At 73.3% G+C, this 16459-nt stretch carries 14 protein-coding genes; 2 read left to right on the top strand and 12 right to left on the bottom strand.

Annotation, left to right across the window (positions count from 1 at the left end; all coding sequences use genetic code 11):
- Positions 1-22: 22 nt before the first annotated feature.
- From ACP4IX_RS07985 to ACP4IX_RS07975, 3 genes are all read right to left on the bottom strand, one after another.
- Entirely contained in the window at positions 23-532 is a 510-nt protein-coding gene (locus tag ACP4IX_RS07985; protein ID WP_426517786.1) for an O-acetyl-ADP-ribose deacetylase, read from the bottom strand.
- 31 nt (positions 533-563) lie between these two features.
- Positions 564-1973, bottom strand: coding sequence for a phytoene desaturase family protein (locus ACP4IX_RS07980; protein ID WP_426555105.1), 1410 nt, complete (start codon positions 1971-1973; stop codon positions 564-566).
- Positions 1974-2127: 154 nt separating this feature from the next.
- Positions 2128-3060: an AraC family transcriptional regulator gene (locus tag ACP4IX_RS07975; RefSeq protein ID WP_426517790.1), complete on the bottom strand. Its 933-nt coding sequence runs from the start codon at positions 3058-3060 to the stop codon at positions 2128-2130.
- Between the two features lie 113 nt (positions 3061-3173).
- Between ACP4IX_RS07975 and ACP4IX_RS07970 the strand changes: the two genes are divergently transcribed.
- Complete coding sequence (locus ACP4IX_RS07970; RefSeq protein WP_426555104.1) at positions 3174-3854, top strand: NAD(P)H oxidoreductase; 681 nt, start codon at positions 3174-3176, stop codon at positions 3852-3854.
- 45 nt (positions 3855-3899) lie between these two features.
- On the opposite strand, the gene ACP4IX_RS07965 is transcribed toward ACP4IX_RS07970, so the two are convergent.
- The 3 genes from ACP4IX_RS07965 to ACP4IX_RS07955 all read right to left on the bottom strand — a co-directional run bounded on the left by ACP4IX_RS07965 (position 3900) and on the right by ACP4IX_RS07955 (position 7702).
- Complete coding sequence (locus ACP4IX_RS07965) at positions 3900-4790, bottom strand: N-acetyltransferase family protein (RefSeq protein ID WP_426517794.1); 891 nt, start codon at positions 4788-4790, stop codon at positions 3900-3902.
- A 100-nt stretch (positions 4791-4890) separates the two neighbouring features.
- A complete protein-coding gene (locus ACP4IX_RS07960) occupies positions 4891-5736 on the bottom strand; it encodes an inositol monophosphatase family protein (protein WP_426555103.1) in 846 nt (281 codons plus the stop codon).
- A gap of 130 nt (positions 5737-5866) precedes the next feature.
- Positions 5867-7702 (bottom strand): gamma-glutamyltransferase family protein, encoded by a 1836-nt coding sequence (locus tag ACP4IX_RS07955; RefSeq protein ID WP_426555102.1) that lies wholly within the window; start codon positions 7700-7702, stop codon positions 5867-5869.
- Between the two features lie 476 nt (positions 7703-8178).
- On the opposite strand from ACP4IX_RS07955, the gene ACP4IX_RS07950 reads away from it, so the two are divergent.
- Positions 8179-9486, top strand: coding sequence for a phytase (locus ACP4IX_RS07950; RefSeq protein ID WP_426555101.1), 1308 nt, complete (start codon positions 8179-8181; stop codon positions 9484-9486).
- 272 nt (positions 9487-9758) lie between these two features.
- Here the strand turns inward: ACP4IX_RS07950 and ACP4IX_RS07945 are convergent, their stop codons facing one another.
- The 6 genes from ACP4IX_RS07945 to ACP4IX_RS07920 form a co-directional block, all read right to left on the bottom strand.
- Positions 9759-11132: an MFS transporter gene (locus tag ACP4IX_RS07945; RefSeq protein ID WP_426555100.1), complete on the bottom strand. Its 1374-nt coding sequence runs from the start codon at positions 11130-11132 to the stop codon at positions 9759-9761.
- A gap of 266 nt (positions 11133-11398) precedes the next feature.
- Positions 11399-12253 carry an ABC transporter ATP-binding protein gene (locus ACP4IX_RS07940; RefSeq protein ID WP_426525707.1) on the bottom strand — a complete coding sequence of 285 codons (855 nt, stop codon included), beginning with the start codon at positions 12251-12253 and terminating at the stop codon, positions 11399-11401.
- Positions 12250-13302 carry a FecCD family ABC transporter permease gene (locus tag ACP4IX_RS07935; protein WP_426555099.1) on the bottom strand — a complete coding sequence of 351 codons (1053 nt, stop codon included), beginning with the start codon at positions 13300-13302 and terminating at the stop codon, positions 12250-12252. Before ACP4IX_RS07935 ends, ACP4IX_RS07940 begins: the two co-directional genes overlap by 4 nt.
- Positions 13299-14342, bottom strand: coding sequence for a FecCD family ABC transporter permease (locus ACP4IX_RS07930; RefSeq protein WP_426555098.1), 1044 nt, complete (start codon positions 14340-14342; stop codon positions 13299-13301). Before ACP4IX_RS07930 ends, ACP4IX_RS07935 begins: the two co-directional genes overlap by 4 nt.
- On the bottom strand, positions 14339-15394 hold the full coding sequence (locus tag ACP4IX_RS07925; protein ID WP_426525713.1) for an iron-siderophore ABC transporter substrate-binding protein: 1056 nt from the start codon (positions 15392-15394) through the stop codon (positions 14339-14341). The genes ACP4IX_RS07930 and ACP4IX_RS07925 overlap by 4 nt, the downstream gene beginning before the upstream one ends.
- A gap of 243 nt (positions 15395-15637) precedes the next feature.
- Positions 15638-16408 carry an AraC family transcriptional regulator gene (locus ACP4IX_RS07920; RefSeq protein ID WP_426555097.1) on the bottom strand — a complete coding sequence of 257 codons (771 nt, stop codon included), beginning with the start codon at positions 16406-16408 and terminating at the stop codon, positions 15638-15640.
- Positions 16409-16459: the final 51 nt, after the last annotated feature.

Genomic DNA, 16459 nt, shown 5'->3' with positions numbered 1-16459 from the left:
GGGCCGGGTGAGCCCGGTTCCGTCAGCCGATCCGGGCGGCGAACGCGTCGTACGCGCGGTCGTCGAACAGGACGAACCGGACCTCCGCCACCGACGTCCCGGCGCTCCGCACCGTCTCGACGGCGATACGGGCCGCGTCGTCCATCGGCCAGCGGTAGACGCCGGTGGAGATCGCCGGGAAGGCGACCGTGCGGGCGCCCAGTTCGCCGGCGACCCGGAGCGACTCGCGGTAGCAGGAGGCGAGGAGTGCCGAACGGTCCTCGGTCGCGCTGTACACCGGTCCCACCGTGTGGATCACCCAGCGCGCCTCCAGTGCGCCGGCGGTGGTGGCGACCGCCCGGCCGGTGGGCAGCCCCTTGCCGTAGTGGCCGCGCCGGAGCTCGCGGCAGGCCTCCAGGATCGCGGGGCCGCCGCGCCGGTGGATGGCGCCGTCGACGCCGCCCCCGCCGAGCAGGGAGGAGTTGGCCGCGTTGACGATCGCGTCGACGCTCTCGCGGGTGATGTCGCCCTGGACGAGCGTGAGGGTGGTCATCTCCCCTCCCCCGGGTGGCGCGGTCCCGTGGTCATGTCTGCCGCAGCCTCCGCCAGACGGCCTTCGCCGCGTTGTGCCCCGACATGCCGTGCACGCCGGGGCCGGGCGGGGTGGCCGACGAGCAGATGAAGACGGCCGGGTGCGGGGTCGTGTACGGGAACAGGGACAGCTTGGGCCGCAGCAGGAGCTGGAGGCCGGAGACGGCGCCGGAGGCGATGTCGCCGCCGACGTAGTTGGCGTTGCGGGCGGCGAGTTCGGGCGGTCCGGCGGTGGCGCGGGCGAGGACGCGGTCGCGGAAGCCGGGGGCGAAGCGCTCCAGTTGGCGTTCGATGGCGTCGGTGAGGTCGCCGGTCCAGCCGTTGGGGACGTGTCCGTACGCCCAGAAGACGTGCTTGCCCTCCGGGGCCCGGGTGGGGTCGGCGACGCTGGGCTGCGTGGTGATGAGGAACGGCGCGTCGGGGGCGCGGCCCTCGCGGGAGGCGGCGTTCAGTGCGGCGCCGATCTCCGCGCTGCCGGCGCCGATCTGCACGGTGCCGGCGGTGCGGGGCTCCTCGGCGGTCCACGGGACGGGGCCGTCCAGCGCGTAGTCGATCTTGAAGACGCCGGGCCCGTACCGGTAGCCGGCGTAGTGGCTGCCGAGGCCGGCGATGCGGGCCAGGGCCGTGGGTGAGGTGTCGAAGACGTAGGCCCGGGCGGGCGGCAGGTCGTCGAGGCGCTTGACCTCGTAGTCGGTGTGGACGGTGCCGCCGAGGTCTCGCAGGTAGGCGGCGAGGGCGTCCGAGATGGCCTGGGAGCCGCCGCGGGCCACGGGCCAGCCGCGGGCGTGCGCGGCGAGGGCGAAGACCATGCCTATGGCGCCGGTCGCGAAGCCGCCGAGCGGGGCCATGACGTGCGCGACGAGCCCGGCGAAGAGGGTCTTGACCCTGTCGTCGCGGAACCGGCGCATCAGCCACGTCGACGGGGGCAGGCCGACCAGGCCGAACCGGGCGAGGGTGACCGGGTCGCGGGGCAGCGCGGTGAGCGGCAGGGACATGAAGTCGCGGGCCAGTGTGTCCCAGTGGGGCAGGAAGCGCTCGACGAGTCTGCGGTAGGCGCCGGCGTCGCGCGCTCCGAAGGAGGCGGCGGTCTCGCCGACCGACCGCGAGAGCACGGCCGCCGAACCGTCCGGGAAGGGGTGTGCCATGGGCAGCGCGGCGTGCAGCCACTGAAGTCCGTACCGCTCCAGGGGCAGGTCGCGGAAGGCGGGTGAGTTGATGCCGAGCGGGTGCGCCGCGGAGCACGGGTCGTGCCGGAAGCCCGGCAGGGTCAGTTCCTCGGTGCGGGCTCCGCCGCCCACGGCGCCCCGGGCCTCGAACACGGCCACCGAGAAGCCGCGGCGCGCCAGCTCCACGGCAGCGGTCAGCCCGTTCGGCCCCGCTCCCACCACGACCGCATCGAGCATCGACGGCACCTTCGGACCCCTTCGTCAGCCGATGGCCACTGGGGATCAGGATATGCCCGGGATCCGACAGCCCGCGGCCGTTGGTGGACGGGACCGCGCGCCGGGCGCCGCACCGGGCCATCGGGGAGGGTGGCCTCGCCGCCCGCGGCGGGGCTCACGCCGCCGCGGCGGCCCGGAACCCGCTGGGGCTCAGCCCTCTGTGGCGTTTGAAGGCGGCGCTGAACCCGAAGGCGTCGGCGTAGCCGACGGACTTGGCGATCTCGGCGATGCCGAGGTCGGTGTCGGCCAGCAGCGCCTCGGCGTCGGCCATGCGGCATTCGGTGAGGTAGGCGAGGGGCGGCCGGTCCATCACCTGGGTGAAGCGCTTGGCGAACAGCGCCCGGGAGACACCGGCTCGCGTGGCCAGCGACGCCACCGTCCAGGGGGCGGCGGGCCGGTCGTGGAAGGCCTGGAGGGCGGGGGCGAGGACCGGGTCGGCGAGACCGCGGTACCAGCTGGGCGCGTCGGCGCCGGCCTGGTCGAACCAGTTGCGCAGGGTGCAGACCAGAGCCCAGTCGAGGAGCCGGTCCATCAGCGCCTGGGAACCGGCCGAGTGCTGGGCGGCGTCGGCGGCGGCCGTCTCCAGCCAGGCGCAGACCTCGACGTCCTCGTTGATCACCAGGACCGGCGGCAGGGCGCGCAGGAGCCGTTCGTGGCGGTGGCCGGAGGCGCGGTAGGCACCCACGATCAGCGCGGTCGCCCCGTCCGGGTCGGTGCCCCAGCGGATGCCGCCGAGTTCCTGGGCCGTGCATTCGGCTTCCGGGGCGAAGCAGGCGATCTCGTACTCGGCGTGCGGGCGGTGGACGGTGCCGGGACGGTCCGCGAGGCAGAACGGTGCGGGACCGCGCACGATGGCCGTGTCGCCCACGCCGACGGCCCGCTCGGTGCCGTCGGGCAGCAGCAGGGTGCCGCCGCCGCGCAGCACGCTGACCATGGTGAGCGGCGCGCCGTCGGCGAAGCGGATGGTCCAGGGCGCCGTCAGTACGGCGTGACTGACGACCGAGCCCTCGGCCCGGATGCCGCTCAGCAGCGAACTCAGGGGATCCACGGAAGACATCGTAGACGAACTCCTATGTTTCCGAGAGTTTCTCCCATGGATCATCTACCTGAGCGCGGCTGTACTGGACTCGTCGAACTGATCGAGAACAGCCGGGAGACACCGTGACGCATCACAGCAGCGACGCCAGGACGGCCCTCGTGGTCGTCGCCCACCACCGCACCGATTCCCTCACCGCGCACACCGCCCGTCGCACCGCCGACCGGCTCAAGGCCGCCGGGTACCGGGTCGACCTGCTCGACCTGCACGCCGAGGGGTTCGACCCGCGGATGAACGTGGCGGACCAGCCGGACTGGGGCGACCGGGAGAAGCCGTACTCGGACGAGACGCGCGCCCACATGCGGCGGATCCTCGCCGCCGAGGTCGTCGTCGCCGTCTTCCCGGTGTACTGGCAGAGCGTGCCCGCCGTTCTCAAGGGGTGGATCGACCGCGTGTGGAACTACGGGTTCGCCTACGGCCGCAGCAAGCCCCGCCTCGCGGGCAAGCGCATCCTGTGGCTGGGTCTGGCCGGCGCCACCGCCGACGACGCCGTCGTGGAGGGCATGCGGTCCGTCCTGGAGACCAACCTGAGCGAAGGCATCGCCTACTACTGCGGCTTCTCCCGCTCCACCGTCGGCCTGCTCACCGACGCGGAGGAGCGCCCGCAGCGCGTGGACGCCGAGGGCAACCTGCTGGTCGGCGACGCGGTCGCGGGCGCCGAGCGTGAGGCGCAGTACGCCGATTTCGACCGTCGCGCGCGGGAGTTCGTGGAGAAGTTCCTCGCCGAGGAGGTGGTGGCGGCCTGACGGGCCGGCACCCGGGCGGTGGTGACCGGATACCGGCTTCGGCCGTCACAGGTCGAGCTGGTACTCCAGAGCCTTGTGGGTGGGCACGTATCCCAGGGCGTCGTTGATGCGCCGCATGTGTGTGTTGCCGTCGGCCGTGTCGGTGACCAGGCCGGCGAGTTCGGGGTGCCGGGTGCGGGCGAGGCGGATCGACTCGGCCTTCATCCAGCGGCCGAGGCCGTGGCCGCGGTGCTCGGGCAGTACGCCGGTGCCGTAGTGGAGTCCGTCGCCCTTGCCGTCGCCCGGCACGACGAGCTCCGAGAAGCCGGCGATCGAGCCGTCCGCCTCGTCGACGGCGGCCACCGTGGTGAGCAGGTCACCGCGGTCGGCGACGGCCTTGGCGGCGGCCACGACCCGTTCGACGTCCCAGACCACGACGCCGTAGTCGGTCTCCCCCATCGGCATGTCGTCCAGCGCGCGGCGTGACGCGGCGAAGGTCTGCGCGAGCTCGTCGGGGACGGTGCCGCGCCATGACACGAGGCGGTAGCCGGGGTGCGGCCGGTCCGCGATCGCGTGTATCCCGTCGCTCCGGCCGCCATCGGGCTCGTCCAGGGCGAGCCGGGCGTAGGTCAGTCCCAGCACCACGCGGAAGCCGCTCGCGGCGAGGAAGCGGTCGCCGGGCGTGTCCGCGTCGGCCTGCGCGACCACCGACCGCCGGCCGTCCTCCCGCGCGGCGGCCACCGCCGTGTCCAGGAGCCGGGTCCCGACCCGCCCGCGCCGCTCCGCCGCGTGCACGTTCAGCCGCAGCTCGGCCAGGTGTTCCTGGCCTTCCTTGGTGAACAGGCGCAGGAACGCGTACCCGAGCGGGTCGCCGTCGTCCCCGCAGGCCAGCCATGCGAGGCGATGGCTGGACGGGGTGCGGTCGGGGTCGGTGAGGGCGGTGACATGTATGGGCAAGGTGACTCCGGTGTCCGATGATGACTGCCTGAACCGACAGTCGATCACGCAACGGGTCACCGCGGCACGGGAATTGCCGTGCCGGAGAGGACCCCGGCGGTCAGGCCTCGCCCGCCAGCAGTGCCACCACCCGGCGGGCCGTGGCCGCGTCGCGGGCCGCGGTGAACGGCAGCTCGTTGTCACCCGTGATGCGGAAGGGCTCGCCGGTGCGGGTGAGGTGGGTGCCGCCCGCCTCTTCCACCAGGAGCAGACCGGCCGCGTGGTCCCACGCCGCTTCCCAGCTGAATGCCGTGGCGTCCAGCTCGCCGCGGGCCACGGCCAGGTACTCCAGGCCCGCAGAGCCGCAGGGGCGAGGTGCCACGCCCGGGGTGCGCAGGCCGAGCAGGGCCTGCTTCTGCTCGTCGGTCGTGTAGTCCGGGTGGGACGTGGCGACCCGCAGGTCGCGGCCGGGCTCGGGCGGGCCGGCGTAGAGCCGCTCACCGTCCAGGAAGGCGCCCCGGCCGCGTACGGCCGTGGCGAGTCGGTCGTCGGCGGGGGCGTAGGTCCAGGAGGCGTGCACGACTCCGTGGTGGGCGAGCGCCACCAGCGTGCAGAAGCCCGGGTCACCGTGCACGAACTGCCGCGTCCCGTCGACGGGGTCGACGATCCACACCGGCGCCTCGCCGCGTATCGCCTCGTACGAGGCGGGATTGTCGTGCACCGCCTCCTCGCCGACCACGACCGAGCCGGGCAGCAGGGCGGCCAGGGCCTCGGTGAGGTACAGCTCGGCCTTGCGGTCGGCGTCCGTCACCAGGTCGTGCGGGCCGGCCTTCTCGTCGACCTCGTGTGCCGCGAGCCGGCGCCAGCGCGGCATGATCTCCAGGGCTGCCGCCTTGCGGACGGCGTCCTCCACCTCGTCGGCGTGCCGGGCGAGAAACTCGTCGATGGTTTCGTTGTTCTCGATCATGACTCCATGAGAGCACGCCCCACTGACAATCCCCACCCGGGTGGTGTACTACGGGTGGAATCGGTACGAACACGAGGTTCGGGGGTCCGCGATCACGTGGTCGTGAGTCCACGCACACGGGGTCCGGGTGTCAGCGGCCGACCGCGTACCCCTGCATTCCGCGCGGGTTCGCCGCCGCCGACAGCACGCCCGTCTCCGGGTTCCGCGCGACGGCGCACAGCCGCCCCTCCGACCAGGCGTCGCCGACCGTCACGTCGTGTCCGCGGCGGCGCAGCTCCTCGACGACCTCCGCCGGCATCCGGGACTCCACGGTCACGCTGCCCGCCCGCATGCCGCGCGGGAAGAAGGAGCCGGGGAAGCTGTCGTTGTGCCAGTTCGGGGCGTCGATCGCGCCCTGGAGGTCGAGGCCGCCGCGCACGTGCGCACGCAGCGCAACCGCGAGGAAGAAGTGCAGCTGCCACTGGTCCTGCTGGTCGCCGCCGGGCGTGCCGAACGCCATGACGGGAACCCCGTCGCGCAGGGCCATGGAGGGCGTGAGCGTGGTGCGGGGCCGGCGGCCGGGGGTGAGCGAGTTGGGCAGGCCCTCCTCCAGCCAGGTCATCTGGAGCCGGGTGCCGAGCGGGAAACCCAGTTCGGGCACGACGGGATTGGACTGGAGCCAGCCGCCGCTGGGCGTGGCCGAGACCATGTTGCCCCAGCGGTCCACGATGTCGAGGTGGCAGGTGTCGCCGCGGGTGCCCCCGTCGCCGGCGACGTCCGGTTCGCCCGGTACCGGGGACGTCGGGCTCTTGGCGACCGTCGGCTCGCCGACCCCCAGGGCGTCGAGGCCCTCTCCCTCGACGGCCGCCACGCGCGCGTGGGCGCTGAGCCGCGGGGTGCGCCCGCCCGGGCTGCCGGGCCGCAGCTCGAAGGAGGCCGTGTCACCGACGAGCTTGCGGCGTGACTCGTTGTACCGGGGCGACAGCAGGTCGCCGAGCGGCACCGCGTCCGCGCCGTCCGCGTCCCCGTACCAGGCCTCCCGGTCGGCCATGGCGAGCTTGCACCCCTCGACCAGCAGGTGGACGTAGTCGGCGGAGCCGTAGCGGGGCAGCTCGGGCGGGAGCAGCGCCAGCTGCTGGAGCAGGACGGGTCCCTGGCTCCACGGGCCGGCCTTGCACAGGGTCCAGCCGTTCCAGTCGTACGTCGCCGGGGCCTCGTAGGCCGCGGACCAGCCGGCGAGGTCGGCGGCGGTCAGCGTGCCGGTGTGGCGCTCGCCGCTGGTGTCCATGGTGGGCCGCCCGGCCTGCCGTACGAGGGCCTCGGCGACGAACCCGGTGCGCCAGACCTCCCGCGCCGCGTCGATCTCCGCCTCCCGGCCCCCCGCCCCGGCGGCCTCGGCGAGCAGCCGTTTCCAGGTGGCGGCGAGGGCGGGGTTGCGGAAGAGCTCGCCGGGGCGCGGCGGACGGCCGTCCGGGAGGTAGACCTCGGCCGAGGTCGTCCACTCCGTCGCGAACAACTCCCGCACGGTCTCGACGGTCTGCGTCATGCGCTCCACGGGCGGGTGCCCGTGCTCGGCGTAGCCGATGGCGTACTTCAGCACGTCGGCCAGCGGCTTGGTGCCGTGGTCGCGCAGCAGGAGCAGCCACGCGTCGAAGGCACCGGGGACGGCGGCGGCGAGCGGTCCGGTGCCGGGGACGAGGTCCAGGCCGAGGCCCTTGTAGTGCGCGACCGTCGCCCCGGCGGGTGCCACCCCCTGTCCGCACAGCACCCGCACCTCGCCGCCGGCCGGGGCGAGCAGGATGGGCACCTCACCGGCGGGCCCGTTGAGGTGCGGCTCGACGACGTGCAGCACGAAGGCACCGGCCACGGCGGCGTCGTAGGCGTTGCCCCCGTCCTCCAGCACCGCCATGGCCGACTGCGAGGCCAGCCAGTGGGTGGACGCCACCATGCCGAAGGTGCCCTGGAGGGTGGGACGGGTGGTGAACATGGGGGCCTCTCACCTCGCTGTCTACGGACGTGGGCCCGGCGGGCGGGCACTCAGGACCGCGTCCCGGAGGGAATCCGGGGAGTGCGGACCCTGCTCCGTTCGCTCCCGCAGGCTATCGACCGCCCTTCGCCGCCCCTCCCCCGCCTCCGGCACGACAGGGCGCTTCGCCAGAGGGCGAGGGCGTGTCCGAGCGTGGACCGACCGCTGTCCGTCCGCTGCCCGGCGGGGCCGGAACCCGACCGTGACGCAGGTGCGGCTGCCGAGCCCTGCCGTTGAGTCCGATACGGAGCCACAATCTTCGGTTTTCAACCATTTACCCTGTGGCCATCCTCCTGCCGTGCGCGCGCAGCCGGCGTGACGCCCGCTCTCCGCCTGCTTTCGTGACCATGTCATTTCGTCACACCGACGGAAGCGGCGGCGGCCCAGCCGGCGAATGCGCGCCGGACACGCCCTGCTCCTCGACAAGGAGGCTGTTCGTGCACGCGTTCAGAAGAAGTCGTTCCGGTGCTGTCGCAGTGGCCGCGACCCTGGCGATCGCCGCCGCGATGGCGGCTGTGCCCTCGGGAGCGGCAGCGTCCGACGAACCGCCCGCGGTCGTCCCCCGGGCCGAGACCGCCGCGATGTTCGACGACGACGAGGGGGGCAACGCCAACGCGGACGACCCGGCGATCTGGCGCAACCCGGCCGACCCTGACGCCAGCCTCGTCGTCGCCACCGCCAAGGAGGGCGGCCTGCGGGTCTACGACCTCGACGCCCGGGAGGTGCAGTCCGTCCCCGCGCCCGAGGCACCGGCTCCCGGCAACGCTCCGGGCCGCTTCAACAACGTCGACCTCGTCCACGGTATGAAACTGGGCTCCGGCTCCGCGGACCTGGCCGTCACCAGCGACCGCGGCAGCGACAAGCTGCGTGTCTACCGCATCGACGGGGACGGGCCCGGCGCCCCGCTCACCGACGTCACGGACCCCTCCGCACCGTGGATCTTCTCCGGCTCCCAGGAGGAGGTCGACGAGGAGAGCACCGCGTACGGCCTGGCCACCTACACCGACGCGGCGACGGGCAGGTCCTACGCGCTGGTCAGTCAGAACGCGACCACCCGGATCGCGTTGCTGGAGCTGACCGCGACCCCCGGCGGCAGGGTCTCCTACCGCCAGGTCCGCACCCTGGACCTGCCGGACACCTTCACGATGCCCGACCGCACCCGGTGGTCCCCCTGCGGCGAGCCCGGTGAAGGACCGCAGGTCGAGGGGATGGCCGTCGACCCCGAGACGGGCACGCTCTTCGCCGGGCAGGAGGACGTCGGCATCTGGCGCCTGCGGGCCGACCTGACCGGCAGGCCCGTGCTGCAGGACAAGGTCCGCGAGTACGGTGTCCCCGCCACGTACGACGAAGCGTCCGACGAGTGCCTGCCGGGCGAGGACCCCGGCTTCGGAGGCGAGCACGTCTCCGCGGACGTCGAGGGCCTGACCCTGCTCAAGCAGGACGAGGGTGACGGTTACCTGCTCGCCTCCAGCCAGGGCGACGACACCTTCGTCGCCTACGACCGGGAGCGGTCCGACGACTACGAGCACGAGGGCGGCTTCCGGGTGACCGCCGCGTCCGAGGCGCTGGACGGCTCCGAGGAGTGCGACGGCGCGGACGTGCTCGCCGAGCCGCTGGGCGCCACGTACCCGAACGGCCTGCTCGTCGTCCAGGACGGCCACATGGCTCCCGAGGACGGCGACAGGGAAGCCACGGGCTTCAAGTTCGTCGACCTCGCCGACGTCCTGGACGCCCTCGACGACTGACGAGCGCACCCCGCGGGCGAAAAGCGCCGTACACGCCGGCCGCGGCACCGGGCCCCCCGCCCGGTGCCGTTCCGTCCCACCCGGTGCTGTTCCGTCCCGCCCGGTGCTGTTCCGTCCCGCACGGTGCTGTTCCGTCCTGATCGGCGGCCGGCCACGGCTCCGGGTCGGCGACGGAGACGTCGCCGACGCGCCGGCACGACGGGGCGGGGTGTCGGGGCGACGGGACGGCCGGGGACGGGGCGTCGGGGGGACCATGTCCGTGCCCGACGTGGTCAGGGGCTCCGGGGCTCTTCGCGCAGAGGCTCTTCGTGAACGGCGGTGGGAACGGTCGGCCCCGCGTCCTGGGGGCCGGGGCCGGCCGGGTCCGGCGTGCGGCCTGGGACGCCCTCGTCGGCACGGCGGCGGGCGGCGTCCTCGTCGGTTCGGGCGTCGTAGCTGATCAGCTTGGGCAGTGCGGCGGTGAGCAGGCCCACCGCGGCGACACAGGCGAGCCCGCCGGTCCAGATCGCCGGGCGGGCGCCGGTCCAGCCGGCCATCGCCCCGGCGCGGACCTGGCCGAGCTGCGGGCCGACGCTGTAGGACAGGACCTCGATGCCGGCCAGCCGGCCGCGCAGCCGGTCGGGAATGGTCTGGTTCCAGATGGTGGAGCGGCCCAGCCCGCTGACCATGTCACCGGCTCCTGCCAGGGCCAGGCACACCAGGACCAGCCAGACCTGCGACGTCCAGCCTGCCGCTGCCATGGCCAGTCCCCAGCCGGCGGCGCCGAACACCACCAGCAGGCCGTGCCGTTGTGTGCGGGACGCCCAGCCGCTGGTCAGGCTGACCACCAGCGACCCGACGGCTCCCGCCGAGTACATCAGGCCCAGCGACCAGTCGGCGTCGAGCTCGTCGGCGAGGAAGGGGAAGATGGTGTTCGGGAAGGCGAAGAACATCGCCGCCAGGTCGATCGCGTACGTGCCCAGCAGCACCGGCCTGGACCAGGCGTACCGGGCCCCTTCCACGATGCCGCGCCACGACGGCTTGGCCGCCTGCTCGGCGGGCGGCACCGGCGAGAGCCTGCGGCACATCAGGATGGAGACGCAGAAGCAGACCACGGTGGTGGCGTACGCGGGGACGTTGCCCGCGTACGCCACGACGAGGCCCGCCGCCGCGGGCCCGGCGATCGCGCCGGCCTGCCAGCGCAGGGCGTTCAGCGCGGCCGCCGCGGCGAGCTGGTCGTGCGGGACGATCCGGGCCAGGAGCGAGTCCAGGGCCGGCCGTTGGAGTCCGGCCAGTGCCGCCACTCCGGCGGCCACCACGTACAGCGGCCACAGCGCGGGCTGCGGCAGCATCGCGTTCAGCAGCAGGACGACCGCCAGGAGTCCCAGTCCCGCCTCGGTCAGCACGATGACCTTGCGCCGGTCCACCGCGTCCGCGAGTGCGCCGCCGTACAGGCCGAAGACGACCAGCGGTACCAGTTCGACGGCGCCCATCACGCCCACCGCCAGCGGGGAGCCGGTCAGGTCCTTGATCTGCAGTGGCAGCGCGATCAGCGCCATCACGCTGCCGAGGTAGGTGACCAGGCCCTGCGACCACAGGAGGCGGAAGTCGCGGGAGGAGCGCCAGGGCGCGAGGTCGGGCAGCAGCGCGGCAAGCTTCGGGGTCATGGCTCAGCGGCTCCCGGCCGGTCCGGCAGCCGGGCGCACGCCGCTCGCGTGCCGCGGCGACGCGGACACCTCGGGCGGTGGTTGCGGGTGGGACGAGCGCATGGACGTACTCCGTGTTCCTGGGGCCGGACGTGCCGGTCGGGTTTTCCGGGCGTGATCGGTGGTGGGACGCGCCGGGCGGCGGACGGGCGCCGGGGGCGCCCTCGTCCCGTCCATGATCCGCGTGCGCGTGGTGACGCCCCGGGCCGGGGTGCCACCACGCGTGGTCAGCTCGTGCTGTCCGCGGTCGAGGGAGTTCCGGCCGCGGCCCCGGCACCCGCCGCCGTCGAGTGGTGGCGGCCGATGGGCAGCACGAGGGGTCTGCCGGAGACCGGGTCCTCGATGACGCGGCTCTCCATGCCGTACACGGCCCGGACCGTGTCCTCGGTCATCACGTCCCCGGTCGTGCCGGCGGCGTGCAGTCGTCCGGACGCCAGGGCGATGAGCCGGTCCGCGTAGCGCGCGGCCAGGTTGAGGTCGTGCAGGACCATGACGATCGTGGTGCCGCGGGTCCGGTTCAGGTCGGTCAGCAGGTCGAGGACCTCGATCTGGTGGCTGATGTCGAGGAACGTGGTGGGCTCGTCGAGGAGCAGCAGGTCGGTCTGCTGGGCCAGCGCCATCGCGATCCACACGCGCTGGCGCTGGCCGCCGGAGAGTTCGTCGACGGCCCGGTCCATCAGATCGGTCGTGTGGGTGGCCTCCAGCGCGGCGGCGACCGCCGCGTCGTCCTTCGCCGTCCAGCGGGAGAAGGCGCGCTGGTGGGGGTGGCGGCCCCGGCCGACCAGGTCCAGCACCGTGATGCCCTCGGGGGTGACCGGCGACTGGGGCAACAGGCCCAGGGTGCGGGCGAGTTCCTTGGCGGGGGTGCGGTGGACCTCCTTGCCGTCCAGGACGACCCGGCCGACGCGCGGGACGAGCAGCCGGGACATCGCGCGCAGCAGCGTCGACTTGCCGCAGGCGTTGGCGCCGACGATCACCGTGATCCGCCCGGCCGCGAGGGTCAGGTCCAGGCCCTCGATGACGGCACGGTCGCCGTAGCCGAGCGTGAGGTCCTCGGTGGCGAGGGTGTGGGACGCGGTCACAGTGAGCCTCCGGCCCGGTTGGTGCGGACGATCAGGTAGACGAGGTAGGGCGCGCCGAGGACACCGGTGACGATGCCCACGGGGTAGCGGGTGTCGAAGGCGTACTGGCCGGTGAAGTCGGCGACCAGGACGAGGAGGGAGCCGACCAGTCCCGCGGGCACCAGCAGGGACCCGCCGGTCCCCGTCAGCCGGGCGGCGATCGGCCCGGACAGGAACGCGACGAAGGCGATCGGTCCGGCGGCCGCCGTCGCGAACGCGATCAGCCCGACGGCCGCGACGATCACCGTCACACGGGTGCGTTCGACGCGGACACCGAGGGCGGAGGCCGTGTCGTCGCCCAGGCTCAGCGCGCTCAGATCACGGGCGCGGGACAGCAGCACGGGGCCGAGCACGAGCACGGCGAGGACGGCGGGCACGGTCTCCTCCCACGTGGTGCCGTTGAGACTTCCCGTGAGCCAGCGCATCGCCTCCTGGAGGTCCCACTCACCGGCCTGCGACAGGACGTAGGAGGTCACGCTGTCGAGCATCGCGGCGACACCGATGCCGATCAGGATGAGCCGGGTGCCGGCGACCCCGTCGCGGAACGCGAGGGTGTACATGAGCAGCGCCACCCCGAGCGCGGCGGCTATCGCCACGACCGACACCCCGGTCCCGCTCATCGAGAAGGTCACGATGGCGAGGGCCGCCGACGCGCTCGCTCCCGCGCTGATGCCGATGACGTCGGGGCTGGCGAGGGGGTTGCGGAGCATCGTCTGGAAGGTGACACCGGCCATGCCGAAGCTGAATCCGGCGGTCAGCGCCAGTACCGCCCGCGGCAGCCGCAGCCTGCCCACGGTGAAGGACGCGCCCGGCACCTGCTCGCCCATGACCACGCGCAGCACGTCGCCGGCCGGGTAGAAGGTGTGGCCGGCCATGAGGGTCGTGACGAACGCGGCGACGACGAGGAGCAGCAGCGTCAGGACGAGCAGCCGTCGCCGGTACGCGCCGCGGACCCGGGCACGGGTGACGGCCGCCGACGTGGACGGGGCGCGGACGGCTGGTGCGCTCACAGGGACCTGACCTTTTGGCGTCGGACGATGTGGATGAAGAACGGGGCGCCGATGATCCCGGTCAGGATCCCCACGTCGATCTCGGCCGGCCGGGCCACGACCCGGCCCACCACGTCGGCGGCGGTCAGCAGGATCGCGCCGCCCAGCGCGGAGAACGGCAGCAGCCAGCGGTGGTCCACGCCCACCAGGAGCCGGCAGGCGTGCGGTACGACGAGACCGACGAAGAGGATCGGCCCGGCGACGGCGGTGGACGCGCCGCACAGCACGACCGCGCCGAGCGCCGCGCCGGCCCGGACGAGGGCCACCCGTTCACCGAGTCCGGCGGCCAGGTCGTCGCCCAGTGCCAGTGAGTTGAGGGCCCGGGCGGAGGCCAGGCAGAGCGCGAACCCGGCGCCGAGGAAGGGCAGGACGCTGCCGAGCTGGTCGTAGGAGGCGCCTCCGACACCGCCGATCTGCCACAGCCGGAAGGTGTCGGAGATGTCGTTGCGGGGCAGTACGACGGCGCTGACCAGCGAGGTGAGCGCGGCCGTGATGGCGGCGCCGGCGAGGGCCAGCTTCAACGGGGTGGCGCCGCCGCGGCCCAGCGAACCGATGGCGTACACGAAGCCGGCGGTCAGTGCCGCACCGAGCATCGCCACCCAGATGTAACCGGACGCCGACGCGAGGCCGAGGTAGGCGATGGCGGTGACCACGGCCAGGGAGGCTCCCATGTTGACGCCGAGGATGCCGGGGTCGGCCAGCGGGTTGCGGGTCACTCCCTGCATGACCGCGCCGGAGAGTCCGAGGGCGGCGCCCACGACGACGGCGAGGAGGGTGCGCGGTACGCGTTTGGCGACGGCCGCCTCCTCGAGGGTGGACTCCGCTCCGCCGAGCGCCGCCCACACGTCGGACCAGGCCACGGCACGGGAGCCGAGGGCGAAGGAGGCCACGATGACGGCGATCAGGACGGCGGCCACCACGAGGAGCCAGAGGACGCGGACGCGCGCCGGACGCCGTACCAGGACGGCGTCCGGCGCGGTCGGGGTGGCGGTGACGGTCACTTGACCTTGTCCGCGGCCGCGGCGAGCGCCTTCAGGTAGTCGTCCAGGACGTACGGGATCGACAGCGGGGTGGGGTTGGCGGCGGTGGCCAGCGGGGTGCTGCCGGGCAGCAGGTAGAGGGAGCCCCGCTTCACGGCGGCCAGCTTCGAGGTGAGCGGGTCGTCCTCGAGGGCCTTGAGGAGCTCGCCCGTGTCGTCGCCGTAGCCGGTGATGATGTCGACGTCGTTGAAGTCGTCGATGCGCTCGGCGCTCTTGGTGAGGACGAACTTCTTCGTCGACTTCGACGGCCCGGAGACGCTGGCGGGGATCTCCATGCCGAGGTCGGTGAAGAACTGGGTGCGGGTGTCGTGGGTCGTGTAGAAGCCGACCTGGCTGACGTCCTTGGAGGACACGTGCGTCATGAACATCGCCGTCTTGCCCTTGAGCTGGGGGTACTTGGCGGCGGTCTCGCTGATCTTCCCCTCGAGGTCGCCGATGAGCTTGTCGCCCTCGTCGGCGAGTCCGATGGCCTTGCTGTTCTGGCGGATGATGTCGCGCCACGGGGTCGCCCAGGCCGCTTCCGGGTAGGCCACCACGGGGGCGATCTGGCTGAGGGTCTCGTAGTCCTGCTCGGTCAGTCCGGAGTACGCGGCGAGGATGACGTCGGGCCGGGTGTCGGCGACGGCCTCGAAGTCGATGCCGTCGGTCTCGTCGAACAGGACCGGGGTCTTCGCGCCGAGCTCCCCCAGCCGCTTCTCGGTCCAGGGCAGCACGCCGTCCCCGTCGTCGTCACCGAAGGTGGCCTTGGCCATGCCGACGGGGACGACGCCGAGGGCGAGCGGCACTTCCTCGTTGGCCCAGTTGACGGTGGCGACGCGCGTGGGCTTCGAGGGGATCTCGGTGGTCCCGAGCGCGTGCTTGATCGTCACGGGGAACTGGCCGGAGCCCTCGGCGCCGGCACCGGCGCCGGTGGCGCTGCTGTCGTCCTGGTCACCGTCCTGGCCGCCGCAGGCGGTGAGGACGGACAGGAGGGCCGCCGCGAGGGCGAGCGCAGGAAGGCGTGGAGTTCTCATCGACGCGTCTCGTCACTTTCGATCCAGAGTGGCACGGCAAGTTAGGTAAGCCTTGCCTGCACAGGGTATGGAGTCGATGTGCGCACATCAATCGAGCCTTTTCGACAGCCCTTGTAGCGATCGGGACATCCGGCGGGGACGGGATCGCCACGGGACGGCCGCCGCCCGGGACAGCCTCCACCCCGCTCCCCGGACGGCCTTCGCCCCCGCTGCGACTCCCGGGACGGCCTGCGCCCCGTTGTGTCAGCGCGCCCGGAACCTGCCCGGAGTCGCACCCGTCGTCCGCCGGAAGGCCGCCCCGAAGGCGCTCGCCGAGCGGTAGCCGACCGCGTCGGCCACCACGTCGACCTCGAATCCGCGGGAGAGGAGGTGCACGGCGTGCTGGGCCCGTACCGCGGCGACCCACCGGGCGAAACTCGTGCCCGTCTCGGTCTGGAACGCCCGGGTCAGTGTGCGGGCGCTGCACCCGAGGGAGGAGGCCCAGCCGGTCAGCGTCCGCTGGTGGGCCGGATCGGCCCGTACCGCGTCCACGATCGGCCGGAGCAACGCGGACGTGGGCAACTGCACCAGCAGCGCGCGGGCCGACGGCCGCAGCACGTCGAGAACCATGGTCTCGGTCACCGCCCGGGAGCGCGACGGCAGGTCCTTCTCCTCGAGCCGCTCCAGCAGGAGCCGGAGCAGCGGGGTGATGTCCACGGCGACCGGCACGTCGGGCAGCGCCGAGACCGTGCCGTACCGGAAGAAGTGTGCCCGGTACGAGGTGCCCGCGACCGCGGAGGCGGAGTGCGTCTGCCCCGCCGGCATCCACAGTCCCAGGGTCGGTGTGACGCACCACACCTGGGAACCCACCACGACCGTGGACGCGCCCTGCTCGTTCCAGAGGAGTTCGTGCCACGGGTGCGAGTGTTCGTTCCAGGCCGTGTCGTCGGCGACGACCTCCTCGTACCCCTTGATCACGAAGGGCACGTCGACCTCGCCGGCGGCGAGCGACGGCAGCTCCCTGGTGACACGCATGCGGTCAGGCTAACCGGCACCCGGCTGCCCGGACCGTACGCGGGTCGCACA

The sequence above is a fragment of the Streptomyces sp. WG5 genome, from assembly GCF_049974565.1.
In the GTDB taxonomy this organism is placed as follows: Bacteria; Actinomycetota; Actinomycetes; order Streptomycetales; family Streptomycetaceae; genus Streptomyces.
This window is presented reverse-complemented; position numbering and strand designations above follow the sequence as displayed.